The sequence below is a fragment of the Candidatus Soleaferrea massiliensis AP7 genome, from assembly GCF_000820765.1.
In the GTDB taxonomy this organism is placed as follows: domain Bacteria; phylum Bacillota; class Clostridia; order Oscillospirales; family Ruminococcaceae; genus Soleaferrea; species Soleaferrea massiliensis.
On record NZ_CCYH01000021.1, the window covers coordinates 76,385 to 97,313 of the forward strand.

Annotated in this window: 18 protein-coding genes; 12 read left to right on the plus strand and 6 right to left on the minus strand. The window is 53.4% G+C overall.

What is annotated here, in order from left to right; genetic code table 11:
- Positions 1 to 9: 9 nt before the first annotated feature.
- From BN348_RS04640 to BN348_RS04655, 4 genes are all read right to left on the minus strand, one after another.
- On the minus strand, positions 10 to 1,218 hold the full coding sequence (locus BN348_RS04640) for an NAD(P)/FAD-dependent oxidoreductase (protein WP_040196541.1): 1,209 nt from the start codon (positions 1,216 to 1,218) through the stop codon (positions 10 to 12).
- A gap of 258 nt (positions 1,219 to 1,476) precedes the next feature.
- The gene (locus tag BN348_RS04645) at positions 1,477 to 2,214 is read right to left on the minus strand and encodes a DUF5131 family protein (protein WP_420885253.1); all 738 of its coding nucleotides are present in this window, start codon (positions 2,212 to 2,214) and stop codon (positions 1,477 to 1,479) included.
- A gap of 103 nt (positions 2,215 to 2,317) precedes the next feature.
- The gene (locus BN348_RS04650; protein ID WP_040196543.1) at positions 2,318 to 2,788 is read right to left on the minus strand and encodes a VOC family protein; all 471 of its coding nucleotides are present in this window, start codon (positions 2,786 to 2,788) and stop codon (positions 2,318 to 2,320) included.
- A 3-nt stretch (positions 2,789 to 2,791) separates the two neighbouring features.
- Complete coding sequence (locus BN348_RS04655) at positions 2,792 to 3,706, minus strand: helix-turn-helix domain-containing protein (protein ID WP_242844307.1); 915 nt, start codon at positions 3,704 to 3,706, stop codon at positions 2,792 to 2,794.
- Between the two features lie 455 nt (positions 3,707 to 4,161).
- On the opposite strand from BN348_RS04655, the gene BN348_RS04660 reads away from it, so the two are divergent.
- Both BN348_RS04660 and BN348_RS04665 read left to right on the plus strand, forming a co-directional pair.
- Positions 4,162 to 5,934, plus strand: a complete 1,773-nt coding sequence (locus tag BN348_RS04660; protein WP_040196545.1) for a Na/Pi cotransporter family protein — start codon at positions 4,162 to 4,164, stop codon at positions 5,932 to 5,934.
- Between the two features lie 242 nt (positions 5,935 to 6,176).
- Positions 6,177 to 6,908 (plus strand): YebC/PmpR family DNA-binding transcriptional regulator, encoded by a 732-nt coding sequence (locus BN348_RS04665; RefSeq protein WP_040196546.1) that lies wholly within the window; start codon positions 6,177 to 6,179, stop codon positions 6,906 to 6,908.
- A 222-nt stretch (positions 6,909 to 7,130) separates the two neighbouring features.
- On the opposite strand, the gene BN348_RS04670 is transcribed toward BN348_RS04665, so the two are convergent.
- Entirely contained in the window at positions 7,131 to 7,406 is a 276-nt protein-coding gene (locus tag BN348_RS04670) for a hypothetical protein (protein WP_040196547.1), read from the minus strand.
- 639 nt (positions 7,407 to 8,045) lie between these two features.
- Positions 8,046 to 8,321, minus strand: a complete 276-nt coding sequence (locus BN348_RS04675; protein WP_040196548.1) for a hypothetical protein — start codon at positions 8,319 to 8,321, stop codon at positions 8,046 to 8,048.
- Between the two features lie 523 nt (positions 8,322 to 8,844).
- Between BN348_RS04675 and mnmL the strand changes: the two genes are divergently transcribed.
- The 10 genes from mnmL to ftsW all read left to right on the plus strand — a co-directional run bounded on the left by mnmL (position 8,845) and on the right by ftsW (position 20,864).
- Positions 8,845 to 9,795 carry a tRNA modification radical SAM protein MnmL/YtqA gene (mnmL, locus tag BN348_RS04680; RefSeq protein WP_040196549.1) on the plus strand — a complete coding sequence of 317 codons (951 nt, stop codon included), beginning with the start codon at positions 8,845 to 8,847 and terminating at the stop codon, positions 9,793 to 9,795.
- On the plus strand, positions 9,792 to 10,358 hold the full coding sequence (gene mnmM, locus BN348_RS04685; RefSeq protein WP_040196550.1) for a tRNA 5-(aminomethyl)-2-thiouridylate-methyltransferase MnmM: 567 nt from the start codon (positions 9,792 to 9,794) through the stop codon (positions 10,356 to 10,358). The genes mnmL and mnmM overlap by 4 nt, the downstream gene beginning before the upstream one ends.
- Before the next feature lie 288 nt (positions 10,359 to 10,646).
- Positions 10,647 to 11,063: a division/cell wall cluster transcriptional repressor MraZ gene (gene mraZ, locus BN348_RS04690; protein WP_040196551.1), complete on the plus strand. Its 417-nt coding sequence runs from the start codon at positions 10,647 to 10,649 to the stop codon at positions 11,061 to 11,063.
- A gap of 14 nt (positions 11,064 to 11,077) precedes the next feature.
- On the plus strand, positions 11,078 to 12,004 hold the full coding sequence (gene rsmH, locus BN348_RS04695) for a 16S rRNA (cytosine(1402)-N(4))-methyltransferase RsmH (protein WP_040196552.1): 927 nt from the start codon (positions 11,078 to 11,080) through the stop codon (positions 12,002 to 12,004).
- Between the two features lie 106 nt (positions 12,005 to 12,110).
- Positions 12,111 to 12,611 (plus strand): hypothetical protein, encoded by a 501-nt coding sequence (locus tag BN348_RS04700; RefSeq protein WP_040196553.1) that lies wholly within the window; start codon positions 12,111 to 12,113, stop codon positions 12,609 to 12,611.
- Positions 12,612 to 12,831: 220 nt separating this feature from the next.
- A complete protein-coding gene (locus tag BN348_RS04705; RefSeq protein WP_040196554.1) occupies positions 12,832 to 15,063 on the plus strand; it encodes a penicillin-binding transpeptidase domain-containing protein in 2,232 nt (743 codons plus the stop codon).
- Between the two features lie 685 nt (positions 15,064 to 15,748).
- Positions 15,749 to 17,212, plus strand: a complete 1,464-nt coding sequence (locus BN348_RS04710) for a UDP-N-acetylmuramoyl-L-alanyl-D-glutamate--2,6-diaminopimelate ligase (protein WP_040196555.1) — start codon at positions 15,749 to 15,751, stop codon at positions 17,210 to 17,212.
- An 82-nt stretch (positions 17,213 to 17,294) separates the two neighbouring features.
- Positions 17,295 to 18,653, plus strand: coding sequence for a UDP-N-acetylmuramoyl-tripeptide--D-alanyl-D-alanine ligase (locus BN348_RS04715; RefSeq protein WP_040196556.1), 1,359 nt, complete (start codon positions 17,295 to 17,297; stop codon positions 18,651 to 18,653).
- 7 nt (positions 18,654 to 18,660) lie between these two features.
- Entirely contained in the window at positions 18,661 to 19,671 is a 1,011-nt protein-coding gene (gene mraY / locus BN348_RS04720) for a phospho-N-acetylmuramoyl-pentapeptide-transferase (protein ID WP_040196557.1), read from the plus strand.
- A 101-nt stretch (positions 19,672 to 19,772) separates the two neighbouring features.
- Complete coding sequence (gene ftsW, locus BN348_RS04725; protein ID WP_040196558.1) at positions 19,773 to 20,864, plus strand: putative lipid II flippase FtsW; 1,092 nt, start codon at positions 19,773 to 19,775, stop codon at positions 20,862 to 20,864.
- Positions 20,865 to 20,929: the final 65 nt, after the last annotated feature.

Here is a 20,929-nt window from a genome sequence, read left to right on the forward strand (position 1 = left end):
GGGTGGAATTTACAGACCCTTCAGGTCCTGCAGTGTGATGTCCCAGATCTCTTTCCCGGTTCGGGAGAGATCGATGCCGTTTTGAATGGCATACTGCCAAACCGGCATACCCGTGATGTTTCCAAGAAGGATGGCGCCGTAAACGATGTTGTCCCTGATCAGCAGGCGTTTATAGTCCTTCTCATCCTGCTTTACAATTTCGCGATAGGTGTTGTTTGGCGCTTCCACCATACCCAGCGAAATACCGGTCAAGCCATAATAATTCATGGCGTTTTTGACCGTCTCCTTTTCGGCGTATATCGTTTTCTTTCCATTTACCATGTTGTGCGCAGCGCAGACGCCCTGCTTGGTTGCGGCTTCCCAGGTGCCGCTGAGTCCCGCCGCATCCCCGGCGGCAAAGATGTTTTCATCGCTGGTGCCTAAGTAGTCGTCCACGACGATGCCCCGCTCCACGGCGATGCCGCTGCCCTGCAGAAATCCGCAGTTTGGACGGACGCCGGCGGCGACCACGACAAAATCACAGTCATACCGCGTGCCGTCTTCAGTCTCAATGGAGGTCACCGTTTTGCCATCCAGAACAGCGCCGCTCACCTTGGCGTTCAAAGCGAAACGGACACCGGCCTTCTCAAAAAGCCGCTGATACCAGCCGGCCGCTTCCTTTGGAAACTGCAGAGCCAGCGGCCGGTCCGCCATCTCAACCACCGTAACCGAAATGCCGCGCGGCGCCAGCGCGTATGCGACATCCAGCCCGACCAGCCCGGCCCCAATGATCACGGCCTTTTTAGCCCCTTCGGCGGCCTTGTCAATCTTGACAGCATCGATGAGGTCGCGGAATCCGTAGACATTCTCCGCTTCGCGCAGCCCGGGAATCGGAGGGATGCAGTAAGAAGCGCCGCTGGCAATCAGCAGCTTCTTATAGCCAAAACATCTGCCGTCAGAAGCGGCAACGGTTTTTTTCTTCGGATCAACCGAAGAAATGGTACAGTCGTGGAACCAGGTGACGTTGTTGTTTTCCAAAAAGCCTTTCGGCATAAAATTCAGCGTATGTTCATCCCGTTCATGGGACAGGTAAAGATGCAGCATGGGGCGGGAAATCATGTAGGTGTCGGCGGACAGGACCGCAACGGAGCTGTCCTGATCGAGCGAACGCAGCGCTTTGGCGGCGCCCATGCCGGCAGCGCCGGCGCCGATGATTAAATAATCGAATGGTGTGTTCATTATGCAGTCCCCTTTATCCCAGCGGCCGTATCGGCCGATGATACTTCCTCCATAGTAGTTTGGCGCATCCGAAGGATTTCATGCATCCGAATCACAGGAGGATGTATACGAATTAAGTGTAGATCGTTTATCAAATTCATTATAAATGAGTCTTTTGGAAAAATCAAGTGGACACGCGTATGTTCACATATTTTTCATATATTTACCCGCCGGTACATTCCGCAAAATGATGATTTCTATGAGAAACGCAGTGTTCGATCAAAACAACCTCTTTCCATCTGAGATATCGATGCCGAGTTCTTTCGCCCTACCGGTTTGCTTGAACGGGTTTATTTTTTCCACGATGCCATTGCGTTTAAAAAAAGAGCCTGTATTTTTGAACCAGAACGTGACGTTTGCATGAACGCATTGCCGGCGGATACCCAGCACCCAGTCATAATCGCATTCACGGGCATCCCGGCCTGTTTCACCGCCCACTGTGACATGCTCTACGCCATGCAGATACGGTGTTAAATCGATCGCTTCTAAAAGCGGCGCGCAGGCGATAAAACGCCGCTTGATCGGATAGGACAAAAACAATGGGAGTCTCTCGTCCGCCAGCTTTTGATTTTCGACGGTACATCCGATATTCACGTTGTCATATCCCGCTCCCCAATCGGATGGAAGTGATACGGGGAAACGGTCAATCCGCTTTGTCAGGATCAAGAACTCGATGTCTGTTCTTTCCCGGATCATGGACCAGACCTCCTTACGCCACTCATCCGCTTCAGGAAGAAAAAAGTCCGTCGCAAAACAGGTCGCGAGGATTTTATTTCCTTTTATGTTGTATGCGCCTTTTGCATTTTTTCGGATCGGCCAGTCGAATTTATCTGTTTTTTGTATGGTGTTTTGACCGTAGCGTTTTGCATGCGGCCCGTAAAAATAGCAGTTGGCGCACCCGTCACTTATGTTGTAACAGCCTGTCCACGGTTCCCAGTTCATAGGCACTCTCCTTATCTTCGAATATGATTGATATAAGCAGATATAGATCCATAGTTTCCGTTATTTAGTGTGTATCCAGAGTAAGATGGCGGCTTTGACTGTTCAAAGCCGCCATCTGTCATATGTCACAGCACGACGCATACTGCTTGACGACTTCGAGAGGAAGCATCGTGCGCTCAGCTACTTCTTTATCCGTCATGCCCTGCCTGAAAAAGCGTTTGATGACCGTGTGCATATCCTCTGCGATCTCCACAATATGCTTGTCCGGGTCATATACGCGGATGTCACGCTGCCCCCATGGGTATTCCTTCATTTCGTGCACCCATTGCAGGTCCGGTATATTTTTCATTTCGGCATACACTTTGTCCAAATCCTCCACCTCAAAATAAACCTGAAAGCTGTGCGACGGTTCTTTTACATAGTCAGCGGCTGCGCCAATGAGCTCGGCATATCCCTGCTGCAGAGAAAAGCCCTCATAGGTCACATGCACGCCCATATCCATCACGGCGGCTTGATGAAGCACCTCTTCATAAAAGCGCTTTGAGACGGAGATATCCCTGACTGCTAAAAGACAACCCTGGTATTTCATATTTCATTCCTCCTTTGAGGAAATTGTATGATAGATCTCCATTCCGTCATAGTAAAAATCCGACATGGTTTTCAAATATGTTTGAGGGGAAACGCCGCTGATATCCTTAAAATCCTTATCAAAATGGGCCTGATCAAAATATCCGGCCTGCTGCGACAATGCCGCAAAGAAGCAGGGCGATTTTTGTATCTGCGTTAACACATAGTTGAAGCGGGTTAAGCGTGCGAAGTGTTTGATGTTCATTCCGATTTGGGTGAGGAACAGGCGGTTCAGCTGCCGTTCACTGTAACCGGATTGCCGGGCGGCTTCCTTCACCTGCACTTGTCCATGACTGCCGGAAATCAGGGCGGCCGCCGATACCAAGGCGTCCGAAACAACGAGCTTTTCCATCCGCCTGTACAAAATCTGGTCGCAGGTATTCGCCAATTCCGTCACGGTTTTTGATTTGACAAAGGCCTGATGCAGCGACTTGAAAAGCTCGCTGTCAATGTCTGCAAGCGAAAGGCGTTTTCCGGCGAACTCCGTCTGGCTCTGACGCGTGATCTGGTACAGACCGTAGGGTGAAAGCTGGATGAGCAGCAGGATACGGTAGCTGTTTGGCTCCGTTCCCAACGGAACAGGCGTCAGGGATGCTCCCCAGAGTTCGGCCATAACTGCAGTTCCGTCAAAAGCCAGCGACAATGTTCCGCAGGCGTTGGGCATAAGCGTATATTGGGCCGCAAACGTATCGTTTGCTGGAAATGCGATGTTGTAATATAAAACATATTTCCTCAGCCCCGCATGAGAGGGGAACAGATTGAATTGGCTGTCCTGTTGGATCATCAAACGGTTTCTCCCTGCCTTTCCGGATACAGTTTTACGATATTCATGCAGTGTTTTCATGTTTGGCCGACTTATGTTTGCGAAATGCTTTTTCATCAGGCTTTTTGTAGTCTTTGGTACCGCCGCGTTTCGCCCCCGGTGTGAGGGTTCTCCAGAGTTTCTGTACCCACAATTTTGAAACGTCCTGTTTTCACGGTTTTCAAAGCGAAGCTGGATTCCTGTGCGAGGACTTCACTGGCTGTCCCTTTACATCTTTATTATATACACAAGTCCGGGTAATAGCAAGAATCGTTCGGCATATCCGAAAAACCTTTTTAAAACATGCGCATATACTGATAAAAAGAGATGTTTTTTTGAAAAACTGCCCCTGAATAAAAAAATAGACAGATTTCTTTTTGATGTTTAAAAAAATATATTCAACAGATGAAAAATGGTTTTTTGTAAATTTCATAATATACAATCCTGTCGAAAGATGTTATAATAATCGTGTATGTATACAAAGCGTCAAAATTTGGGGAAACGATTGTTTAAAGGACAATAGGGGGAGTTCAATGAGTTTTTTTAACATTGTGTCGCTGTTGGGCGGTCTGGCAACGTTCCTGTTTGGTATGAATATCCTTAGCAGCGGCCTTGAAAAGCTTTCCGGCGGCCGCCTGGAGAAAACTCTGGAGAAATTTACTGACAAATTCTATAAGGGAATTTTACTTGGCGCACTTGTCACCGGCGTGATTCAAAGCTCATCCGCGACCACCGTTATCGTCGTGGGATTGGTCAACGCCGGTATTTTAAAACTGAAGCAGGCCATCTACGTCATCATGGGTGCGAACATCGGTACGACGGTGACGGCGCAGATTCTTCGTCTGAGCGACATCAGCGGCGACAACTTTTTGCTGTCCCTGGTAAAGCCCACCACGCTGGCGCCGATGGTGGCCGTGGTCGGCATCCTGCTGTTCATGACCTCGAAAAAGAACAAGCACAAGAACGTCGGCCAGATCTTTTTGGGATTTTCAGTCCTGTTCACCGGTATGTTCGCCATGGAGGGCGCTGTCAGCGTGCTCAAGGATGTGCCGGAGTTTACGCAGATCTTTGCGACCCTTTCGAATCCGATTCTGGGCGTTGTGGTCGGCGCACTGGTCACGGCGATCATCCAGAGCTCGTCGGCCTCGGTCGGTATTTTGCAGGCGCTCAGCTCTACCGGCGGCATCACCTACTCCGCGGCGTTTCCGATCATCATGGGCCAGAATATCGGCACCTGCGTGACCTCCCTGCTTTCCAGTATCGGCGCGAACAAAAACGCGCGCCGCGCCGCGATGGTGCATCTGTACTTCAACGTCATCGGCACCATTGTGTTCTTTGTGTTTACCTATACCTTCCAGCATTTTATCGGCTTCAGCTTCTGGGATCAGCCGATTGACCGCGGCGGCATCGCAAACTTCCATCTGGTCTTCAACATTGCGACGACCTTCCTGCTGCTGCCGTTCGCTTCGCTGCTGGAGAAGCTTGCGAAGCTCACCATCCGCGACAAGGATGGTGACGGACCTGTCAGCCAGACCAGCAATCTGGACGAACGTTTCCTCGTATCCCCGGGCCTTGCGCTGGTCCAGGCGCGCAACACGCTGGCGGTTATGATGGATCACGCAAAGGACAATTTCGCCAAGTCTGTGACGCTGTTCTCGAAGTATGACCGCAAGCTGGTCGCACGCATTGAGGAGCATGAGAACACCATCGATATCATGGAGGACCGGACCGGCAACTACCTCTTAAAGCTGGGCGACAAGGAGCTCAGCGACGAGGAGAGCCGTTCGGTGACCGAATATCTGCATATGATCAGCGAGGTCGAGCGAATCGGCGACTACTCCATCAACATCACCGAATCGGCCGGTATCCTATATGAGGACGACGTCTCGCTGTCCGATCAGGCGAAGCTGGAGTTAAACGCCATTGCGGATGCGGTATCGGAGATCATCGAGCTTTCACAGCGCGCCTTTGTGGAGAACGACGCCAAACTCGCGTTGGATGTCGAACCGCTGGAGGAGACCATCGACGACATGGTGGATATGCTGAAGACCCGGCATATCATCCGTCTGAAGGATGGCACCTGCCAGGTGGAAGCCGGCGTGCACTTCCTCGAAACGCTGGCCAATCTTGAAAGGATTGCGGACCACTGTTCGAATATCGCCATCTATCTGATCGGCTATGTCAGCAAGGCGGGCCAGATTAACCGGCATGAATACATTGAAAACGTCCATCAGGGCAAGACCGGCGAATATGTCGCCAAATTTGAGCAGTACCGTGACAAATACCTGTCGCGGATTGCCGGATAAACGTCAGGCAGATCTCACGCGGTGCATCGAAGGCAGCCGTAAATTGTGAATCGTTCACAATTTGCGCGCCGGGATGCGCCGCATTCTTTGGGCTGATTCCATCAAATTTGCAGAGCGTCTTGTATCCGCAAAACGGATGTGATACAATAAACAAATAACGGATTTATCAAAGAAGACACGGCAAAGAGCGGAAAGATACCCCGGCAAAGGCCGTGTGAAACGGATCGGAAAGGAAGATATGAATGTCCGGACATTCCAAATGGAGCAATATCAAGAGGAAAAAAGAGAAGACAGACGCGCAGAAGGGCAAGATCTTTACCAAGATCGGCCGTGAAATCACCGTAGCCGTCAAGGAAGGCGGAGCGGACCCCAGCTCGAACTCCAAATTGAAGGATTTGATCATAAAGGCGAAGGCCAACAACGTGCCGAACGACAATATCGACCGCATCATCAAGAAGGCGGCCGGCGACAGCGAGAAGAACAACTTTGAAGAGATCACCTACGAAGGCTACGGCCCCTGCGGCGTCGCGGTCATCGTGGAGGCGCTGACCGACAACCGCAACCGCACTGCCGGCGATGTGCGCCACTACTTTGACAAGTACGGCGGCAATCTGGGACAGACCGGCTGCGTCTCGTTCATGTTCGCGCAGAAGGGCGTCGTCATCATAAAAAATGAGGGCCTGGACGAAGAGAAGGTCATGGAGGATTGCTTTGAGGCGGGCGCCGTCGACTTCAACTTTGAGGATGAGATCGTCGAGGTCTTCACCGATACAGCCGAGGTTTCGAAGGTGCGCGATTTCCTGACCGACAAGGGCTATGAACTGGAGTCGGCGGAAATTGAGTACATCCCGTCCACCTACACCAGGATCGACGACGAGGAGCTGCGCATCAAAATGAACCGCCTGCTCGAGATGCTCGACGACAACGACGACGTGCAGAATGTCTGGCACAACTGGGACAACGAAGACGAATAAAACCGAAATACAGGAAGAGGCCCCCTTTGAACCATCCGTGCGATGGGACAAAGGGGGCCTCATTTCTGTGCGCTTGTTTCATCTGCTTGCGATGCGCAGAACGGGATTCGATGCGTTTTTTCACAGGGATATGAATAAAAAACTCCCGGCCCTGTAAGGAAGGCCGGGAAGCGTGAAGCGTATCTCTATTGTTAAAGATAGGGGTAATCAGTGGCGATGGGTTTACGCAGCGTGTACAGACGCGACTGCGTATTCTTTTTCTTTGATCATATTGATGATCTCAATGTTGTTGGTTTCAACGGTTGCGACTACATCCGGTTTTACAACGGTCATCAATGCCAGAGAGGTTCTGCCGTTTGTTTCACCGGTACCCTGTTTGACGATGACGGTTCCATCCAAACCGATCAAGCTGTTGGAAAAATCTTTGTAGTCGTTTACGACTTCCTTACCATTTTCGAATTTAATGCTTCTGAATTTCACCTGAATGTTATACAACATAACACATTCCTCCTAAACACTAGTACTGTTTTCGTATATATGAAGATTTATTGGATGGCGTTTTAAGGAGTAAGCTCATTTGAAAGGGGAAGAGCGGAGCTCTTTGACGGGTGTTGGGAGAATCATCCCTTTGATCTAAAGCCTACATCCCAGTCATATGAAGGTGTATCTTGCGGTGTTCCCTTCCTTGACTGTGACTCTATTATAACACGATGTGCAGGAAAAGTCTAGATGTAGAACGCACGAACTTGTGGAAGAGAAAATCAAAATTAATAGTCATTATGCACTAATTGAATGTGTTGAAATAGTGCATAATAAACAAATGACGGGTACGAGTGCACAAATTGAAAAACTTGAATTTATGCATTGTGTCTATACAAAATTCCGCTGAAACAGAGCGAGAACCAAACAAACCGGGCTGAAGCAAAACAATTACCAAACAAACTGTGGTGATGGCTTCGCGGAGAAGCGATGCATGCGGGGTCTGCCGGCTGAATATATGATACAGCCCCCTGCATGGGTGCGGCGGCATATCAAAACAAAAAAAGGCCGCCGGCTCTGTAAGGAAAGCCGGCGGCAAAAAGCGTATCATGATTTTTTAAGGAAATGGGGTTTTAGTGGGTGATGGGTTTCATTCTATTACGCAGCGTGTACAGACGCGGCTGCGTATTCCTTTTCTTTGATCATATTGATGATCTCGATGTTATCAGTTTCTACGGTTGCGGCAACCTCAGGCTCCACAACGGTCATCAGAGCCAGAGAGGTTCTGCCGTTGGTTTCGCCGGTGCCCTGTTTCACGATGACGGTTCCATCCAAACCGATCAGGCTGTCGGAAAAGTCCTTGTAATCGTTTACGATCTCTTTGCCGTTTTCGAATTTAATCTTTCTGAATTTCACTTGAATGCTATACAACATAACACATTCCTCCTAAACACTAGTACTGTTTTCGTATATATGAAGATTTATTGGATGGCAGTTTTGCTACGGCGTTCTGAAAGGGGAGGAGACATGCTCCTGACAGGTTGATGGAAGAGGTATCCCGATCATCCGCCGTGTTTTTCAGTTTCAGGTGAAAATCCTTTATGGGATATCCCTCCTTGACTGTGACTCTATTATAGCACGCCGCGCAGGGAAAATCCAGATGTAGAACATACGAACTTCGCGGCAAGGTTAAATGGATTACTGGTCATTATGCACTAATATATAGGCTGATAATAGTGCATAATAACCAATCGACATGGATTGTTGCACAAAATTGGATACTGAAATTTATGCAAAATAACGGTAAAGCGTGCGTAAAGCCGCGCAAAGATGAGGGAACAGGAGCAAGCCGGACGTCCTGCGGCGGGAAAGTCCGATTCCGGCAAAATTGGCGTTTTTTAAGCATTTTTCATCAATCTGTGGTATACTGTATCCATCAAAGATGAGGAGGAAGAGCATGGACAATCCGTTTCCGTACACCGACAGCAACAAACGTTACCATACACTGAACTATCATCTGCGGCAGACCTTCGGATGCAAGGTGTTCAAGGTGTCGCTGAACGCCGGTTTTACCTGTCCGAACCGGGACGGGACCAGGGGCATTGGCGGCTGCATCTTCTGCTCCGAAGCGGGCAGCGGGGATTTTGCCGGAAATCCCGCCGAGGACCTTTACAGCCAGTTCTGCAAGGTGAAGGAACAGCTCCATCACAAATGGCCGCGGGCGAAGTATGTCGCTTATTTTCAGGCCTATACAAACACCTATGCGCCGATCGATGTGCTGCGGGAAAAATATGAGGCTGCGCTGCGATTTGACGGCGTGGTGGGGTTGAGCATCGCGACAAGGCCGGACGCGATCAGTGATGAGACGCTGGATTATCTCGCGGACCTGCATCAAAGAACCTATTTGGTGGTGGAGCTTGGCCTGCAGACGGCTCATGACCAAACCGGCAGGCTGATCAACCGCTGTTTTGACTATGCGGAATTTGAGCGGACGTTCCGAAAGCTGAAGGAGCTCGGCGTCCGGGTCTGCGTGCACCTGATCAACGGCCTTCCGGGGGAGGACCGGGAGATGATGCTCGAGACGGTGCGCCGTGTGGCCGCGCTCGGGCCGCACAGCGTCAAGCTGCATCTGCTGCATGTGCTGAGAGGGACCCAGCTTGAGAAGCTGTATGAGGACGGTGCGTTCAGGCTGCTGGAGCTTGAGGAATATGTGGACATCGTCTGCTCGCAGCTCGAGCTGCTGCCGGCTGCGGCCGTCATCGGCCGGGTGACCGGGGACGGCGCGAAGGAACAGCTCGTCGGCCCGATGTGGAGCCTGAAAAAGTTTGTGGTGATGAATGAAATCGATAAGGAGCTGCTGCGCCGGAACAGTTACCAGGGGCGGCTGGCAAAGGGGGATGCAGGGTGAAATATGTGCTGGATTTTGCAAAGGAGCTGCTGCGGGATGTGCTGCATGAGGACAGCGCCGCGGCGGATTTTACGATGGGAAACGGCCATGACACGCTGTTTTTGGCCCAGCTGCTTCCCAAAGGCAGGGTATACGCGTTCGATATCCAGGAAAAAGCGCTGCGCGCTACCGTGAAGCTGCTGCAGGAGCATGACGCGAGGAGGCGGACGGTGCTCATCTGGGACAGCCACAGCAATTTGGACCGCTATATAAAGGAAGAGCTTGACGCGGGCATCTTCAACCTCGGCTACCTGCCCGGTGCGGACAAGACGGTCACCTCCCTGCCGCAGAGCACGCTGTGCGCACTTCAAAAGGCTCTCGTCCTGCTCCGGGAGGGCGGCGTCATCGTGCTGGTCGTCTATCCCGGGCACCCAAATGGGAAACGGGAATCGGACGCGCTGCTGGAGTTCGTCTCAGAGCTGGACGCGAAGCGGTACGATGTGCTGCGGTATTCCTTCTTAAATAAAAAAGATCCGCCCTATCTTCTGGCCATCCAGAAAAGGGTGACGCATACAGCTTTGTAACTGCCATCCGGTTCAGGAAGGATCGGATAGGGAAATGTATCCTGCAAATGGGTGAATTTCCTTTTTATAGGTTTTTGAATTCTCAAATTGCAACGTTTTATCTAAAAATCTCAGAAAATTTTGGAATAAAGCAACAAGAAAATTTCTGAAAATCCAAAAAAAGAAAGGATGTTTTTTTGTCGAAAGGCTTGCAATTTGTATGGGCACACGGTATAATAATAGAAAAGTGGTTGCAAGTGGTGAAAAGTGGTGAACCGAACCTCGAAGCGGGGAAGGATGTGAAGGGTTATGACCGGCGAATACGGATGTGTATTGGATGTTAAAGGCAGAATAACCTTTCCCGCCAAGCTGCGCGAGTCGCTCGGGGAAACCTTCATGGTCACCAAGGGCCTGGACGGCTGCCTGTTCGTCTACCCGATGGATGAGTGGTCGGTTTTAGAGGACAAGATCAAAAACCTGCCGATGTCCAAGAGCCGCAACCTGCAGCGCTTCTTCTTTGCGGGCGCCGTGGATGTGACGCCGGACAAGCAGGGCAGGGTGCTGATCCCGGCCAACCTGAGAACCTATGCGGACCTCGGCAAGGACATCGTGGTGGCCGGCGCGTCGGTCCGGGCGGAAATCTGGGACAAAGAGAAGTGGGAGAGCCTGCAGTCTGAGCTGGATTCCGACATGATCGCGCAGCAGATGGATGAAATTGATTTTTAAAAGGGGAACGCGGCTTGGAATTTAAACATATCTCGGTTCTTTTACAGGAGTGCATCGACGCGCTACACATCCGGCCCGAAGGCGTCTATGTGGACGGCACGGCCGGCGGCGGCGGACACTCCTTCCATATCGCAGAAAAGCTGCAGGGCGGAAGGCTCATTGCGCTGGACAAGGACCCGGATGCCATCAATGCGGCGTCCGAACGGCTGCGGGAATTTACCTGCGCGCAGGTCGTCCGGTCGGATTTCGCCGACGTCTGCGGTGTGCTGGACAGCCTCGGGATCGCCGGGATCGACGGCATACTGCTGGATCTGGGCGTTTCCTCCTACCAGATGGACACGCCGGGGCGCGGCTTCTCCTACCAGCATGACGCAAAGCTGGACATGCGGATGTCCCAGACGGGGCTTTCGGCATATGACATTGTCAATACCTATGAGGCGAGGGACCTGGCCCGCATCCTGCGGGAATTCGGTGAAGAACGCTTCAGTTCCAATATCGCGGCGAACATCGTGAAATACCGAAGCGAACAGCCGCTGGAAACCACCCATCAGCTGATGGATATCGTCAAAGCATCGATTCCGGCGAAGTTCCGCCGGGACGGCGGAAACCCGGCGAAACGGACCTTTCAGGCGATCCGCATCGCGGTGAACAGCGAGCTCGACAGCCTGTCCAGATGCCTGGACAGCGTGTTCGACCGGCTGAACCCGAGCGGAAGGATCGCCGTGATCACCTTCCATTCGCTGGAGGACCGCATGGTCAAACAGAAATTCGCAGCGCTTGCAAAGGGCTGCACCTGTCCGCCGGACTTCCCGATCTGTGTCTGCGGGAATGAACCGAAGGGAAAGCTCATCACGAGGAAGCCCATCGAGCCGACGGCTCTGGAAATCGAACAGAACAATCGAAGCAGAAGTGCAAAATTAAGGGTTATAGAGAAGTTGTAATCAAGTAATAAGGAAAGCTGATGACGCGCGTATCTGAGTCAGGATGAAAAACAAAGAATTTTTGTGCACAGATGAGCGGGTTTTCCGACGAAGGGAATGGAAACGAATGCAAGAGAAAAAGAATATCCTTTACGAAGATGACAATCGAGCTTATGACCTGTCCATCTATGCGCCAAAACCCCAGGGCCCCGAAGAGGTGCCCGAAATCAAGGTTGTTTCCAAAAGAAAACCGAAACAAAAGCTCATCACCGTCCAGAACGTCGCGCTTGCGCTGATTCTGGTGGTCATGACCGCTTTCATGCTATATAACCGCGCGGTCCTCACCGAGATCGGCGGACAGATCGCCACGCAGAACGGCGTCCTGAACGAGCTGCAGTCCGAAACCGAGCGGCTGAGCGTCGAACTGGACCGCAAGATGTCGCTGAACAGCATCGAAAACTACGCGACCACGCAGCTTGGACTCAGCAAGATGCAGAAGTACCAGGTGGAATACGTCAACCTTTCGCAGGGAGATCAGGTCGAACTGACCCAAAAAGGGGAGACACAGCCAAAAACAGACCGGTTTGCACAATTTGTTGACATGCTGAAGGAATACCTGAAGGTTTGACGCAATAAAATGGTAGTAACCAAAAAGACTGTTAAATAAAAAGACATCAATACTAAGTTGTTTGAGACATGATTCGCAAACAGCTTAGTATTCTTTCAATATGGGCAGTTTTGCGGGACGAATCCTGTGCTTCGGGGCGGAAATCTGCCGTCCGGTGAACAAAGGGTTCTATTACGGCACAGGGTACATAAAAATAGCAAAGAGGAGTGAACAACACAAGATGCTTACAGGACCATCCAATACCATGAGAAAGCGCATGTTTGTCATGATGGCCGGCCTGGTGCTGCTCGGCTTTATCGGCCTGATCGGCAGGCTTTTTTACCTGCAGGTGGTGGCGAACGACGATCTGCAGAAGAAGGCGACCAACCAGCAGCTCAGGACGACGGAAATCAGCCCGAAGCGCGGTACGATCTACGACCGCAACATGAATATCCTGGCGAAGAGCGCCACGGTCTGGACCGTGTTTGTCTCTCCCGCCGACATAGAGGACGACAAGGAGAAGGAACTGATTGCAAGCGGCCTGTCCGAAATTCTGGAGGTCGACAAACAGGACCTGCTCGACAAGATGAAGAACAACACCTACTATGAGATTGTCAAGAAGAAGATAGAAAAGGATGTCGCCGACAAGGTGGTCGAATTCGTCACCGAAAAGAACATTACGGCGGTGCATCTGGTGGAGGACAACAAGCGCTACTATCCGAACAACAACCTCGCGTCCACTGTGATCGGCTTCACTGGAACCGACAATCAGGGACTTGCGGGCATCGAGGCGTATTACGACAAAATATTGACCGGTACAGCGGGTAAAATTGTATCGGCGAAGAATGCCTGGGGCACCGACATGCCGTTCAAATACGAACAAATGTACGACGCCAAGGACGGCAACAGCCTGGTGCTGACCATCGACAACGTGATCCAGTATTTCCTGGAGAATAACCTCGAGATGGCGGTCGAGGAGTACGGCGTCGAGAACCGCGCCGCCGCCATCGCCATCGACGTCAACACCGGCGAGATTTTGGGCATGGCGACTAAGCCCGACTTCAACCTGAACGAGCCGTTCGAGATCAGCGACCCGGCCATCAAAGAGGAGCTGGAAAAGCTGACAGGCGAAGCGTACAGCAAGGAGCTTCGGAAGCAGCAGGAAGCGCAGTGGCGCAACAAGTGCATCTCCGACCCGTATGAGCCGGGATCGGTTTTCAAGATCATCACGGCGTCGAGCGCGCTCGAGGAGGGCACCGATACCAAGGACAGTCAGTTCTTCTGCAACGGTTCGCTGACCGTTGCGGGCCGCAACATCTCCTGCTGGAAGCACGCGGGACACGGCGCCGAGGATTTCACCCACGCGCTGATGAATTCCTGCAACCCGGCCTTCATGGCGATCGGCGCCAAGCTGGGTCCGGAAAACTACTTTAAATACTTCAAAGCATACGGGCTGACCGAATTGACCGGCATCGACCTGCCCGGCGAGGCGGAGAGCATCTACCATCCGCTGTCCGACCTGCAGGGACCGGTGGAGCTGGCGGTTTCCTCGTTCGGCCAGACCTTCAAGGTCACGCCGATCCAGCTCATCACGGCGGTTTCGGCCGCGATCAACGGCGGCAAGCTGGTTCAGCCGCACATCGTCAAGCAGGTGGTGGATGCGGACGGCAACGTCGTCAAGGATTACAGCACAACCGTCAAGCGCGAGGTCATCTCCGAGGAGGTTTCCAACGAGATCGCGCTGATGCTTGAGAAGGTCGTCACCGAGGGAAGCGGACGCAACGCCTACATCGCGGGCTACCGCATCGGCGGAAAGACCGGTACCTCCGAGAAGATCGACCAGCAGGTCAACGGCCAGGTCGTCGACTTCATCTCGTCCTTCATGGGATTCGCCCCGGCCGACGATCCGCAGATCGCCGTGCTGGTTCTTCTGGATGAGCCGACCAAGGCATCCACCTTCGGTTCGGTCATCGCGGCGCCGGTTGTCGGTTCGGTCCTTTCCGAGACACTGTCCTATATGGGCATCGAACCGCAGTATACGGCCGAGGAGCTTGAGAAGATGGACATCAGCGTCCCGAACGTCGTCGGCAGAAAGCGTCTGGAAGGCCAGAACGACCTGAACCTGCTGGGCCTGCAGTGCCGCATCGTCGGAAACGGCGAGACGATTCTCGAGCAGATCCCGTCCGGCGGGGACTCAATTCCGCGCGGCGGAACGGTCATCATCTACACGGAGGAATCCTCCTCAAGCAAGGTCACGGTGCCGGATGTAGTCGGCAAGAGCGGGCAGGAGGCCAATCAGGAGATCATCAACGCGGGCCTTAACATCCGTATCGCCGGATCCGGCATAGACAGCGGGCCGTCCACTGCGGCCAAACAGGAGCCTGCCGCCGGCGAAGAGGTGGATGAGGGCACGGTTGTCACGGTCACCTTTGTGACCGAAGAACCGGTCGACCAGCTCCCGGTCACGCAGTAAACCGGCAGCGTGCGTCGGGAACAGAAGAAGCCGGGTTTAAACAGAAGACAGCTTGTTTTTTGACAGAGAGCAATGGCTGGATGCTATGAGATTCATCCAAATGCAAACGTAAAGTTTATGGAAGATGAAACCGCCCAATTTCCGGTGATTTCAACCTTCATAACAGAATATGACGCAACAAGCGCACCCTTCCGCATTCTGGGGAAGGGTGCGCAAAGATAAGCTTATAAGGTTTTTGCCGCTTGGGCTTGCAGTTTTTCAAGGCGAAATTTTTGCCGCTTGAATTTGCATTTTTCAGGGCAAGGTTTTTGCAGCTTGAACTTATAAATTAGCAGGAAAGGTTTTTGAAGTTTTAGCATACTGATTTTTAACCCTGTCTTTTTGCAGCCTGGGTTTACAGGTTTTTGCATCATAGGCGCTCGGAAGGCCACAGGGATGAAGAATCAGCACATCATTTTATCTCAGTCAGAAGATTCAGCGTTGCAGACGCTTATTCTTATAAATCACCGCTTTTTGACAGATGCGGTGCAGCAGGATCGCGAAAGAGACTGGCAGCCGAACGATGGAGAAGCAGCGGGATGCCGTGTTCTGAGGATTTCAACAAAGAGCCGGATAATGAGTGCCGTTTATGTCAACGATATGGTTGGATATCGATTTTTACCGCTTATGCTGTCAGGAGGCTGTTATGAAACTTTCAAAACTGCTGGAAGGAATCGAATACACCGGAAACACGCCGGATGCTGATATCACGGAGGTTACCTGCAATTCTCAAATTGCGCAGGAAGGAAGCGCCTTTGTCTGCATCCAGGGAACAAAGGACGACGGGCATATGCATGTCCGGGACGCGCTGGAACGCGGCGCGTCGGTTGTCGTCTGCGCGCGGGATACCGGCGTCGAAAATCAGGTTGTTGTAAAGGATACCCGCGAAGCCTATGCGGTGATGTGCGCGAACCTGAACGGCAATCCCGCACGGAAGCTCAAGCTGATCGGTGTGACCGGCACAAACGGCAAGACGACGATCACCTATCTGTTAAAACATATCTTACAGGAAGCCGGCTACAGGGTCGGCGTCATCGGCACGATTCACAACGAGATTGGAGACATCGTGTTGCCGGCAAAACACACGACGCCCGACCCGGCGCAGCTGCATGTGCTGTTTTCCCGCATGCTGAAGGCCGGCTGCCAGTATGTCGTCATGGAGGCCTCCTCCCATGCGCTGGATCAGGAACGCCTGACCGGCTGCCGGTTTGAGGCCGGCATCTTTACAAACCTCACGCAGGACCATCTCGACTACCACGGCACGATGGAGAACTACTTTGCGGCCAAGAAAAAGCTGTTCGACATGAGCCGCATCGCGGTTGTGAACCTCGACGACCCCTATGGTCGCAGGATTGCCGATGAATACAGGGGCCGCTGCCGGGTATACACCTTTTCCATCACCGACGACCAAGCCGATTTCACGGCAAAGGATATTAGAAGCCATGCCGGCGGAAGCCGGTTTTCCCTGCTGCACGCCGGAGGGCTTGAACGCATCCGTTTCTGCATGCCGGGAGATTTCTCCGTCTCGAATGCGACGGCTGCGGCGGGCTGCGGCGCGGCGCTCGGCATCCCAATGGAGAAGGTCGCGGCGGGGCTCTGCAGCTGCGAGGGTGTGCGCGGACGCACCGAGGTGCTGCCGACAAACACCGATTATACGGTCATCTGCGACTATGCGCACTCGCCGGACGGCCTGCTCAAGGTCATCACGACCTTCCGGCAGTTTGCGAAGGGGCGGGTGGTGACGCTGTTCGGCTGCGCGGGCAACCGTGACCGGACAAAACGCGCCAAGATGGCCGACATCGTCGCGGAAAACTCCGATTTTGTGATCCTCACCTCCGACAACCCGCGCGACGAAGATCCGATGCAGATCATCGGCGACGCGATGCCGGGCCTGGAGAAACACAAAACGCCCTGTAAAATCCTTCCGGACCGGTTTGAAGCGATAGAATGGGCACTTGAAAATTCCCGGAAAGATGATATACTTATTCTAGCCGGAAAAGGGCATGAGGACTATCAGGTTCTGAACTATGGAACCATCTATTTTGACGAGCACCGGATTGTGCTGGATCTTCTGAACCGTATGCGGCAAAAGGAGAAACCGTCCGGTTAGCGGCAAGGGCCGCCGCGATATGGACACAGTGAGCGTCCTCAGCCTTCGGGCAAACCATCATGGAAAGGGTTTACGGGACAGTATGAAGGAATTGGATTTACACGAGGTAGCCCAGGCACTCGGCAGTGACAGCCGGGTTTCGGGCAGGATCTCTTCGGTCAGCACCGATACCAGGAGCATCGAGCCGGGAAGCCTGTTTTTTGCCCTGCGCGGGGAACGGTTCGACGGGCACCTGTTCGCCGGCCGCGCGCTGGAAGAGGGCGCAGCCTGCGTTGTGGCCGACCGGAAGGTCGATATCCCGGATGACAGGGTCATCTATGTGAAAAGCACGCGGCAGGCGTTTCTGGATATGGCGCAGTATTACCGCTCGCAGTTCAGTCTCCTGCTGGTCGCGGTGACCGGCTCGGTCGGCAAGACGACCACCAAGGAGATGATCGCGGCGGTGCTCGAAAGCCGATACAAGACGCTCAAGACGCAGGGCAACTACAACAACGAGGTCGGGCTTCCCAAGACGCTGCTGCGTCTGGATGACAGCTTCCAGGCCGGCGTCATCGAGATGGGCATGTCGGCGTTCGGCGAAATCCATGAACTCACCGTGGCCACCCGGCCGCAGATGGCGGTTGTGACGGTCATCGGCGTGTCGCACATCGAGCATCTCGGCAGCCGGGAGAACATCCTGAAGGCGAAGCTCGAGATCACCGACGGGCTTGAGAAAGGCTCCCCGCTGATCCTGAACGGGGACGACGACCTGCTTTGCCGGGTCAAAGACGAAAATTTCCACATCTATCTGTACGGCATCGACAACCCGGACTGCGACATCCGCGCCGTGGACCTCTGCGAACAGGCGGACAGCACCTCCTTTGCGATATTATGGAATCAAAACAGATATGAAGCCAGGATTCCATGCATCGGCCGGCACAATGTCCTGAACGCGCTGGCGGCCTTCCTGACCGGCGTGCTGCTGGAGATTGCACCGGAAACCTGCATCCAGGCGCTGCTCGATTACGTGCCCTCAGGCATGCGGCAGCGCACCGTGCGGCATAACGGCTATACCGTCGTCGAGGACTGCTACAACGCAAGCCCCGACTCGATGACCGCCGCGCTCACGACGCTTTCGGGCATGCGCTGTGAAGGCAGGAAGATCGCCGTGCTCAGCGATATGCTTGAGCTGGGCGAATATGCCGAACAGAGCCACCGGGAGACCGGCGCGCTCGCGGCGAAGCTAGACATCGGCCTGCTGCTTACATACGGCGACGAGTCGGCGCACTGCGTGGATGCGGCAAGGGAAGCGGGAATGTCTCAGGCGTACCATTTTGAAGACAAACAAAAGCTCTATGAATGCCTGAAACGAAGCGTCCGGGAGGGCGACATCGTCTGGTTCAAGGCCAGCCGGGGCATGAAACTGGAGGAGATCATCAACAAATTGTACGAGGAGTGTTAACGAGGTTATGAACAGTTTACCAGTCATCATGGCGGCGGTCATCGCGTTTGCCGTCACGGCAGTTTTAGGGTTCTGGCTGATCCCGTTTTTAAAGAAGCTCAAATACGGACAGACAATTCTCGACATCGGTCCCGTCTGGCACAAGGATAAGCAGGGAACGCCTACCATGGGCGGAATCATGTTTATAATCGGCATGGTTTTGGCCATCCTAATATCATATCTCCTGCTCGCGTCGCAGGCCGGCATGCTCTCAGACCCCGCGCACAACCTGACCAACGTCAAGCTGGTTGCGGGCCTTCTGATGGCGCTGGCCTACGGGCTGATCGGCTTCATCGACGACTACATCAAGGTGGTCAAGAAGCGCAACCTCGGGCTTACGGCGACGCAGAAGCTGATCTTCCAGTTCCTGACCGCGGGCGCATACCTGCTGAGCATCTACTTAGCCGGCGATAAAAGCACCGTGGTCGTCTTTCCGCTGATCGGCCAGCTCGACTTCGGCTTCTTCTACTATCCGCTGATGCTGCTACTGATCGTGTTCATCGTCAACGCGGTCAACCTGACCGACGGCGTGGACGGCCTCGCGACCTCCGTAACCTTTGTCAGTGCGATCGGTTTTATGATCATCGCGACGCTGCTCGGCTTCGTGAACGCAAGCATCATGTCCACGGCGCTGGCGGCCGGATGTGTCGGGTTCCTGGTCTGGAACTTCCACCCGGCCAAGGTGTTTATGGGGGATACCGGTTCCCTGTTTTTAGGCGGCATGCTGGTCGCCGTCGCGTTTGCGCTTGGACTTCCGGTCCTGCTTCTCCCGGTTGGCATCATCTATATTGTCGAGGCGCTGTCGGTGGTGCTGCAGGTCATCAGCTTCAAGACGACCGGCAAGCGCATCTTCAAGATGAGCCCGATCCACCACCACTTTGAGATGGGGGGGTGGAGCGAGGTCAAAATTGTGGGCGTATTTTCCCTGGTGCAGCTTATCGGCTGCGGCATTGCCATTGCGTGCGTATACTTTATGTAAAATTTCCAAATTGGAGGTGAGTTTTATTGGCTGCAAAAGGGTCATCGAAATCAATCGGGACGAAAAAACAGGGGACGAAAAAAAATAGCGCGAAACCTTCCATGGATCTGATCTTCCTGTTGCTTGTGCTGGCGCTGCTCACCTTCGGTTTGATTATGCTGTTTTCGGCAAGCTACGCGCAGGGCTACTACCGTCAGGACGGAGACAGCTTTTATTACATCAAAAGGCAGCTGGTCTTTGCATTTATCGGAGTCGCGGCGATGATCGTGATTTCCTTTGTCAACTACCGGGTGCTGGAAAAGCTTGCGGTGCCGATCATGGCGCTTGCGGTGGTCCTGCTCATTGTGGTGCTGTTCTGTCCCCCGGATGAAAACGGCATTCGCCGCTGGATACCGCTGGGCATCTTTTCCGTACAGCCGTCCGAGATCGTAAAGTTTGCGGTCATACTCCTGTTTGCCAAGATCATTGTACTCAAAGACAAGCACATGAAGGAGTTCAAGCACGGCATCCTGCCGTTCGGCATCATCCTGGTGCTGATCTCGGCGCTGATGATACTCGAACCGCATCTGTCCGGCACGATCATCATCCTGATGCTCGGCTGTATCATGATGATTGTGGGAGGGGCGAACCTCAAGTGGTTCACGATAGCCGGCATCGCCGGGGTGATCGGGGTATTCCTGATCATTGTGACCGGCACGGTCCAGTACGCCGGGTCGCGCGTGGATGTCTGGCTGGACCCGTTCTCGGACGCGCTCGGCGACGGTTTCCAGACCGTGCAGTCGCTGTACGCAATCGGTTCGGGCGGCCTGATGGGCGTGGGACTCGGCAATTCGCGGCAGAAGTTCCTGTACATCCCGGAGCCGCAGAACGACTTCATCTTCGCGATCGTCTGCGAGGAGCTCGGCTTCATTGGCGCGGCGCTGATCATCATCCTGTTCGCGCTGCTGCTCTGGCGCGGCTTCACCATCGCGATGAAGGCGAAGGACAAATTCGCTTCGCTGGTGGCGGCCGGCCTGACCGCGCAGGTTGCGATCCAGGCGATGCTCAACATCGCGGTTGTCACCAATTCGATTCCGAACACCGGCATCAGCCTGCCGTTCTTCAGTTCGGGCGGTACGTCGCTGATCATGCTGCTGGCCCAGATGGGAGTTGTCCTGTCCATCTCCCGTTATTCCAACATCGAAAAGACCTAGCGCTTTTTCCGGCGGGAACGCCGGGCGAAGGGCGGAATCGATGGATGGGCCTGTATGCGGACAGT

Excerpts from the sequence above, each read along its gene's own strand:
- BN348_RS04640 (WP_040196541.1), bottom strand. The coding sequence starts at position 1,218 with ATGAACACACCATTCGATTATTTAATCATCGGCGCCGGCGCTGCCGGC.
- BN348_RS04650 (WP_040196543.1), bottom strand. The coding sequence starts at position 2,788 with ATGAAATACCAGGGTTGTCTTTTAGCAGTCAGGGATATCTCCGTCTCA.
- BN348_RS04655 (WP_242844307.1), bottom strand. The coding sequence starts at position 3,706 with ATGAAAAAGCATTTCGCAAACATAAGTCGGCCAAACATGAAAACACTG.
- BN348_RS04660 (WP_040196545.1), top strand. The coding sequence starts at position 4,162 with ATGAGTTTTTTTAACATTGTGTCGCTGTTGGGCGGTCTGGCAACGTTC.
- BN348_RS04665 (WP_040196546.1), top strand. The coding sequence starts at position 6,177 with ATGTCCGGACATTCCAAATGGAGCAATATCAAGAGGAAAAAAGAGAAG.
- BN348_RS04670 (WP_040196547.1), bottom strand. The coding sequence starts at position 7,406 with ATGTTGTATAACATTCAGGTGAAATTCAGAAGCATTAAATTCGAAAAT.
- BN348_RS04675 (WP_040196548.1), bottom strand. The coding sequence starts at position 8,321 with ATGTTGTATAGCATTCAAGTGAAATTCAGAAAGATTAAATTCGAAAAC.
- mnmL (WP_040196549.1), top strand. The coding sequence starts at position 8,845 with ATGGACAATCCGTTTCCGTACACCGACAGCAACAAACGTTACCATACA.
- mraZ (WP_040196551.1), top strand. The coding sequence starts at position 10,647 with ATGACCGGCGAATACGGATGTGTATTGGATGTTAAAGGCAGAATAACC.
- BN348_RS04700 (WP_040196553.1), top strand. The coding sequence starts at position 12,111 with ATGCAAGAGAAAAAGAATATCCTTTACGAAGATGACAATCGAGCTTAT.
- BN348_RS04705 (WP_040196554.1), top strand. The coding sequence starts at position 12,832 with ATGCTTACAGGACCATCCAATACCATGAGAAAGCGCATGTTTGTCATG.
- BN348_RS04710 (WP_040196555.1), top strand. The coding sequence starts at position 15,749 with ATGAAACTTTCAAAACTGCTGGAAGGAATCGAATACACCGGAAACACG.
- BN348_RS04715 (WP_040196556.1), top strand. The coding sequence starts at position 17,295 with ATGAAGGAATTGGATTTACACGAGGTAGCCCAGGCACTCGGCAGTGAC.
- mraY (WP_040196557.1), top strand. The coding sequence starts at position 18,661 with ATGAACAGTTTACCAGTCATCATGGCGGCGGTCATCGCGTTTGCCGTC.
- ftsW (WP_040196558.1), top strand. The coding sequence starts at position 19,773 with ATGGATCTGATCTTCCTGTTGCTTGTGCTGGCGCTGCTCACCTTCGGT.